A 7,735-nucleotide genomic window follows, 5' to 3' on the forward strand; every position below is an offset into this window, starting at 1 on the left:
CAATTATAACGCGTTGGAGAGCTTTTTCTTACAGTAGACCAGGCTGCTGTAAAGCGGGTTCAGATACCAGATAACCATCAGTTTGATATTGTTACGCGTCAGCTTACGTACCAGCGCGTTTACCCTGGGCTGGTACTCCTTTGGCACGGTCATATCGTGCTCACGCAGCATTTTCAGGCAGCCGCTCATTACCGGGAAGTAGTAATCATCCACCAGCGTGCTTTCCACCGGCACGTTCGCCGCCCTAATCGCTTCTTCCGTCCCTTCGCGGGCAATAAAATAGTTCTTCACCCAGGAAAAATCGCGTGTCCTTACGGACAGCGACGTGGTGGTATAGCGCTTGAAGTAATAGGCTTCCGGCGTTACGAAGACCTGTTTTGCCTGCAAATAGAGGGTAAACATGAAGGGTGCGTCTTCATGGTTCTGAATGGGCAGAAAGCGGCTGCGCGTACGCTCAATCAGCTCGCGGGAGATAATGCTGGACCAGAGCACGCGATGCGCAGAGCCGCTGCTGTTCAGCTGCTGGATAAACGCCGTGCCGCCGCTGTACAGCCCCTTAAGGTTACGGGCGTGGGTGATCTCGGGCTTACGCTCCGCCACCGGCACATCCATAAACATTTTGGCGGCAAAGCAGAACATTTCCAGCGTTGGAGAGGCTCGCTTTTCACGCAGGAAATCGGCAAACAGCGTGGGGCCAGTAAGATCGTCGGCATCCATAAAATAGATGAAATCGCCGGTAGCCAGCTCCAGCCCTTTATTTCGGGCGGCGCTGACGCCGCCGTGAGCGTTACGCACCAGCTGAATGCGCGGCTCGCGCTGGCAATACTCTTCAATCAGTCGATCGGTGCCGTCGGTAGAGCCGTCGTCGATAATGATAATCTGCTGCGGTACGACCGTTTGTTGCAGCAGTGAATCAACCGCCTCGCTCAGATCGGCCCGCCCATTGTAGACGGGCATAATCACGGACAGCGTTGGCTGAGCCAGATCGTCCTGGTTAATCATCTTTCACCTCGCAGGTTCAGCCGACGGAAAGTTACGTTCTTAAGGTGCTCACCTACTTTACTGTGCAGCAGGCAGCAGATTGCCAGGTTCACAAAGCCAATGAGGCCCAGGAACAGCAGGTTCAGCCAGCGGTTGTCGTTCCACTCGAAAGGAATCGACAGCGTGAGGAAGGCCACGCAGGCAGAAACCGCCCAAATCAGCAGGACATCGCGGGTCAGCCATTGCATATGGATTGTTGGCGCAAACTTCCTGTGCACGATCCACGACCACACCAGCAGGTAGAAAATGTTCTGCGCAACCCACACGATACCCGTACCGAGCGCGCCATAGTGGATGGCCGCATAGATATTCAATGGGATCAGGATAATCGCAAATAGCGTAAAGCCTTTCATATGCAGCGACAGGTTGCCGTTAACATACTGCAGATTGTAAAGCAGGCCAACAATCGCCTGCACGCCGCTGCCCAGTGCATACAGCGTCATGACCAGCGACATCTGCTCGCCGATCTGCGCATTCTGTGTCCAGGCCCAGATCAGCTGCGTTGGGTAGAAAGCGATGGTCAGGCTTAGTGGCGCCATAAAAATACTGACGGCTTGGGTGGTCCAGCGATAAAGCTGCAGCGTTTCCTTCTCACCCTGCCCGCTTTTGGTACGCATGCCGGTCATACGCGGCACAATCGCCTGCATAATTGGGCTGCTGAGCATCACGATGCCGGTAGCGGCCGTGGCCACCACGGTAAAGGAGCCGTAGGTAGCCAGCGGCAGCGTTTTGGAAAGCACCAGGCGGTCGATCTGCGAGATAAAAGTCCAGATCGCACTGGAAAAGGCCGCGCCAACGGCGAAGCGCAGGAAAGGCTTCAGTACGCCCTTCAGGTTATCTACTTTGGTATTGCGGTCGCTTTTAGGCACCAGCTGGTAGGATTTGCGAATACAGAAGAACGCTTCGCCCAGTGAAATCAACAGCTGCCAGCAGAAGAAGAAAATAACCGGGTTTGAGGCGAAGCGGATAACGAATACCGCGCCAAAAGTACGGAGCGTAATCACCACCAGGTTCAGCGCGTTCAGCCAGACCTGATGTTCATAACCAACAATCACGCTGCGATAAGGCCCGATACGCCAGCGAATAGCGGCGGTCAGCACCATAATCCCCACCGCGATAACCAAATCCTGATGAGGGATCGTTTTCGCGTGCAGCCAGTGAGAGGCGACATAAGGCGAAGCCAGCCAGCCCATCACCACCAAGACGGCGGAAGAGATCAGAAAGAACTTACCCAGCGTAGCGAACAGCGAGGGGAACCACGGGTTTTGCTCCCGATCGGCGCGATAGCGGGCCGCCTCACGCAGCAGCGTGGTGGAAATCCCCACGTCCAGCAGCTGTAGCCAGGTCAACAGGATCGAGAAAAAGCCGATAAGGCCGTAAATCTCCATGCCCAGTTGATGAATATATAAGGGTACGACCAGTATCCCGGCAAGCGTGATATAAATCTGACCGACATAATTCGCAACCGCATTACGCTTAATCGACATAATCTCTTCTATCGTGCTCGGTTTATCATTTATCAATAACGCAGACTAACAAATCGCTGCCCGAACTACATCCGGGAAATAGTCTTAAAAGCGCGGCTGGCAACGCCAGAAGCCGCGCCAGAATAGTACCGCTCAGCAACATGTTGTTATAAAAGAATGCGGCAAGCGGGTATCTTTGGCACGCGCTAAACGCTATTAAGAAAATAGGGAATCTGAGATAAAAAAAGCTGACCAATCATTCTCCGCTTTTCGCCCCCAACTGAACCATTTTTATCTGGAGTTCTGCCGTGGGCATAGCGGCAACCGTGGCGGTACAGATTTAGCAGGTGGCCCTGTTAGTGAAACGGACTTTTATTTTACCGTGGTCCTTGCGGTTAACCCGGTGCAACAACCTCCTCCGGCCACCGAAAAAGGCAGCTTATGGATAATAAAACCTGCACAGGCTAAAGCCGCAGGCCAACCAACAACACGCTCAAACGCGGTCTTTGGCGAAAATTCATGCGACCAGGCCCGAACCGGGATCGGCCCCGGCGACCCGCAGTGAGAAAAAAGCCGTTTCCTGTACAACATTCGCTCTGCTGTTTTTCTATTCGGGCCAATAAATGCTGAGCGCTTTAGGTAAAGGAAAAAGCACGTTAACCCGCCCATCCTTTTTTATTCTTATTTTAGGGTTTATTGAAAAAATCCTGCCGCTCAATATGAAAAATTACGCTTCATAAGATAAATAATAACAATAAATATTGTCCCGCTTAGCCTTTCACAAGTGAAAATAAGTTCTTTCTGGCTAATGTAAATTAAAATTTCAGTCAGATTAATTTGGAATAATGATTATAGAAAAAGTAAATCCCCTTTAATTTAGGATGCGTTTTAATACCCATACCCGGTTTTGGATGAGGTTAACCTTGCGGCGAGCTGAATACATAACGTTATGTTTTATAACGTTTTTGTATAAGTAATACGATGCGTTAATCCTGCAAATCGCGCTGAAACAGTGCTGGAAGGCCGCAGTAAAAGCACGGCGGGCCGGCTTTTTTCCGCGCTGGCTGGTGGTCAGGCAAGCCTTCCGCCGCTCTTAATGTGATGGAGATCACGCTAAATCTTCCGCGGTATAATACCGTTGCGGCTGGTAGCGCCCGGCCCTGCTAACCGCGGCCGGGATTTATGCTAGCCTCAAAGTAGAGGCAGTGCTGCTATCCTGCGCGTGGGTTGATAAAAAATATGAAAATATCAGACAGTTTCCGCAGCCACTTTATCCGCGAAGTGATTATCCCTTTGGTGCTGGTGTTATTAATTACTTTTATTGCCGCCACGTTTACCGTCTGGTGGGCCACCGCAAAAACCAATCGGGATGCGGCCGCCCGGCAGCAGCAGGTTATTGAGACGGCGCTGGCGCAAAGCCTGACGGAAATGCGTAAACAGAATCGCAGCCTGGCGCTTTGGCAGCCGCTTGGCCGCCATCTGGAGGAGAGGCCACAGGATACCTCCTGGCTGAACCAGAATGTTGGCACCTGGCTGTCGACCATGTTTGATCACCAGCTTATCTATATTCTTGACGGAGACGACCGGCCGATTTATGGCTGGGAGTGGGGAAAAAATGTGCCTCTCACCCAGTTCGCCCATCTGCGTCAGCCGATTCTGGCGCTATCAAAGCAGCTTAAAACGCTTCTTGCCGCTACCGACCACGCCGAAGCGGTTGACTTTACCCTGGCCGATAACCGCCCTGCTGCACTCGCTATCAGCGCCATTGACGATGGCTACGGCAGAAGCGGGCGTTTCCGGCTGGTGAGTTTACAATTTCTGGACACCCGCTATCTTAACGCCCTCGCTCAACGCAGTTTGTTGAACGACCTGCATTATGCCGACGGCAATCCCATAAAGGCAGAAGCTAACTATTTGCTAAAAAATCACCTCGGTGACGCACTGGGTTATATCAGCTGGCGTCCGGCCGCACCGGGTACGCAGATGTTCCAGGTGATTGGCCCGGTCGGTCTGACGATGGTGCTGATCATTATGCTTATCTGCACGGTGATGATCCGCCGGTTATGGCTTTCTTCGCTCAGGCTCTCTCAGTCACTGCTCCAGCTCAGCGCCAGCGAAGCGCAGGCGCAGCATCTGGCTTTTCATGACGTGCTGACCGGTCTGCCTAACCGCGCCCTGGTGGACGAGCGGCTGACTCACGCACTGGCTCGACTGAACCGCGCTACGGAACATATTGCGCTGCTGTTGCTGGATCTTGACCGCTTCAAGCAGGTCAATGACACCTATGGTCACCACGCGGGAGACGAGCTGATTATCGACGTAGGGCATCGCCTTAGTGAAGAGATCGCCGAAAACGATACCGTAGGACGGCTGGGTGGCGACGAATTTGTGGTGATTGTGGAAGGCATTACCTCGATCGGTGAGATTCAGGCATTGTGCGAGCGAATTATTACCTCGCTGGCCCGGCCCTTTACCCTGCTGGGGAGTGAGACCTGGATAGGCGTCAGTATCGGGGTGGCAATGGCGCCTCAGGACGCGGGCGATCGGCTGGAAATGATGCGAAAAGCGGATATCGCGCTGTATGAAGCAAAAAGCCAGGGACGCGGACAGTATCGCGTTTTTGATAACTCCATGGACGAGCAGGTCAAAACGCGCCAGCTCATTGCGGCTGATTTACGCATCGCGTTGCAAAACAGACGCGATCTGGCCGTTTATTACCAACCGCTGATGGATATTTCCGGGCAGGAGGTAGTCGGTCTGGAAGCGCTAATGCGCTGGTATCATCCGGTACGCGGCCTTATTTCGCCCGCAGAGTTTATTCCGCTGGCGGAAGAAATGGGATTGATTATCCAGATTGGCGAATGGGTATTGCGCGAAGCGTGCCGGGTCTCGCTGGCGTGGCCTGATATCTCCATGGCGATTAACGTTTCGCCCTTGCAGTTCCGTTCGGCGGGCTTCGTAGAACGCTTTAAAACGATTATAGAAGAAGAAAAAACGCTGCCTTCTCGTATCGAACTGGAAATCACTGAGGGGGTGCTGATTGAAGATGAGAAAGGTGCACAGGAGATCATGCGCGCGCTGCGTGAGGCAGGATTCCGTATCGCGCTGGATGATTTTGGCACTGGCTACTCCAGCCTGAATTACCTGAGCCATTTTTCGGTAGATAAAATCAAGATTGACCGATCTTTTACCCAATCGCTAGGCGTGACGGAGAACTCTACGGCCATTATCGAATCGGTGGTGAAGCTGGGCCAGGCAATGGGGCTGACGGTCACCGCTGAGGGCGTAGAAACCGACAGTCAAATGGCGGCACTGGCGGAGGCAGGCTGCAATCAGCTGCAGGGCTATCTTTTCTCTCAGGCCGTATCGGAAGATAAGATTGCAGACCTGCTGGCTCGTCACAAAGCCAGCTGAGTTAACGTGACAGTGTCACTTTTAAGACTGTGCCGCGCCCGTGGATAACGAGGCGCGGCACGGGGTATTTAAAAGAAGCCCAGCGGCTCGGTGCTGTAGCTCACCAGCAGGTTTTTGGTTTGCTGATAGTGATCGAGCATCATCTTATGCGTTTCCCGCCCAATGCCGGATTTCTTATAGCCGCCAAAAGCCGCATGTGCCGGATAAAGATGGTAGCAGTTAGTCCAGACGCGTCCTGCTTTGATGGCCCTACCGACCCGATAAGCGCGGTTAATGTCGCGCGTCCACACGCCTGCACCCAGCCCATAAATAGAATCGTTGGCAATCGCGATGGCTTCCGCTTCATCTTTAAAAGTGGTGATACCGACGACAGGCCCGAAAATCTCTTCCTGAAACACACGCATACTGTTATTGCCCTTGAGCAACGTCGGCTGAATGTAATAGCCTCCCGCCAGATCGTCATCCAGTTTCTCTACGCCACCGCCGGTGAGTATTTCCGCCCCTTCCTGCCGGGCAATATCCAGATAAGAGAGGATTTTATCAAACTGCTGCTGCGAAGCCTGCGCGCCAATCATGGTATCGGTGTCCATAGGATCGCCGCGCTTGATGGTTTTTATCCTTTTCAACACCGCTTCCATAAAGGGTGCGTAAATGGATTCTTGTACCAGCGCGCGCGAAGGACAGGTACACACTTCCCCCTGGTTTAAAAAGCCCAGCACCACCCCTTCCGCCGCTTTTTCTATAAAAGAAGGCTCGGCCTGCATGATGTCTTCAAAGAAGATATTAGGCGACTTGCCCCCCAGCTCGACCGTGGAAGGGATCAGGTTTTTTGCCGCCAGCTCAAGAATATGGCCGCCGGTCGCGGTGGAGCCGGTAAAGGCAATTTTAGCGATACGCGGGCTGCCTGCCAGCGCTTCGCCCGCTTCACGCCCGAAACCGTGTACCACGTTCAGTACCCCTTTCGGCAGCAGGTCGGCGATCAACTCCACAAATAGCGTGATCGACAACGGTGTCTGTTCCGCCGGTTTCAGCACCACGCAGTTTCCGGCGCCAAGCGCCGGAGCCAGCTTCCACGCCGCCATCAGTAGCGGGAAGTTCCAGGGAATAATCTGTCCGACCACGCCCAGCGGCTCGTGAAAATGGTAGGCAGCGGTAAACTCGTCGATTTCCGCAGCGGTACCTTCCTGCGCGCGCAGGCAACCTGCGAAATAGCGAAAATGATCGACCGCCAGCGGCAGATCGGCCGCAAGCGTCTCGCGAACCGGCTTACCGTTATCCCAGCTTTCATTGACTGCCAGATATTCCAGCTTCTCTTCCAGTCGATCGGCAATTTTCAGCAGCGCCAGCGAGCGCGCCTGCACAGACGTTTTTCCCCAGGCTTCCGCCGCCGCGTGCGCGGCATCGATAGCGTTTTCGACATCCGTCTTATCGGAACGAGGAAATTCGCCAATAGTCGAGCCGTTAACCGGCGAAGTATTAGTGAAGTAGTTGCCGTTCACTGGCGCGACGAACTCGCCGTTAATGAAATTGCCATAGTGCGATTTCAGCGTGATTAAGGAATCCTGACTGCCCGGATATGCGTAGCGCATGATCGTCTCTCCGCGATAATTAACAATTAAACAACTTGGAGTTAACATTACCAGAACAGAAAAAATTGACAGCCGCGCCGGGCAGAAAGTGTGACCGCGCCGAAAGGAAAGCGGCAAAGGGAGAAAAGCAGACGGCTTTGCCGCCCGCTGGCATCAGGCTAAACGCTTTATTGCGCGCGTCTGCTGGGTAAAAGTTTGCAGTAGCTGGAGGGGCCATGTCGGTTC

Annotated in this window: 5 protein-coding genes; 1 reads left to right on the plus strand and 4 read right to left on the minus strand. The window is 53.5% G+C overall.

Features of this window, described 5'->3' with window-relative positions; genetic code table 11:
* Positions 1-3 precede the first annotated feature (3 nt).
* Entirely contained in the window at positions 4-1,002 is a 999-nt protein-coding gene (locus tag RTK32_RS02120; RefSeq protein ID WP_312041878.1) for a glycosyltransferase, read from the minus strand.
* On the minus strand, positions 999-2,528 hold the full coding sequence (locus tag RTK32_RS02125; protein WP_312041879.1) for an oligosaccharide flippase family protein: 1,530 nt from the start codon (positions 2,526-2,528) through the stop codon (positions 999-1,001). The genes RTK32_RS02120 and RTK32_RS02125 overlap by 4 nt, the downstream gene beginning before the upstream one ends.
* Before the next feature lie 1,218 nt (positions 2,529-3,746).
* On the opposite strand from RTK32_RS02125, the gene RTK32_RS02130 reads away from it, so the two are divergent.
* Entirely contained in the window at positions 3,747-5,921 is a 2,175-nt protein-coding gene (locus RTK32_RS02130; RefSeq protein WP_312041880.1) for an EAL domain-containing protein, read from the plus strand.
* 68 nt (positions 5,922-5,989) lie between these two features.
* Here the strand turns inward: RTK32_RS02130 and RTK32_RS02135 are convergent, their stop codons facing one another.
* A complete protein-coding gene (locus RTK32_RS02135; RefSeq protein ID WP_312041881.1) occupies positions 5,990-7,510 on the minus strand; it encodes an aldehyde dehydrogenase family protein in 1,521 nt (506 codons plus the stop codon).
* Positions 7,511-7,529: 19 nt separating this feature from the next.
* Positions 7,530-7,735 (minus strand): hypothetical protein (locus tag RTK32_RS02140; RefSeq protein ID WP_312041882.1); only part of this gene is annotated, 206 nt, incomplete at its 5' end.

The sequence above is a fragment of the Erwinia sp. genome (genome assembly GCF_031978025.1).
Lineage (GTDB): Bacteria > Pseudomonadota > Gammaproteobacteria > Enterobacterales > Enterobacteriaceae > Erwinia.

What these genes read in the sequence shown, in the direction of transcription:
- RTK32_RS02125 (WP_312041879.1), bottom strand. Translation starts at nt 2,528, where the DNA reads ATGTCGATTAAGCGTAATGCGGTTGCGAATTATGTCGGTCAGATTTAT.
- RTK32_RS02120 (WP_312041878.1), bottom strand. Translation starts at nt 1,002, where the DNA reads ATGATTAACCAGGACGATCTGGCTCAGCCAACGCTGTCCGTGATTATG.
- RTK32_RS02135 (WP_312041881.1), bottom strand. Translation starts at nt 7,510, where the DNA reads ATGCGCTACGCATATCCGGGCAGTCAGGATTCCTTAATCACGCTGAAA.
- RTK32_RS02130 (WP_312041880.1), top strand. Translation starts at nt 3,747, where the DNA reads ATGAAAATATCAGACAGTTTCCGCAGCCACTTTATCCGCGAAGTGATT.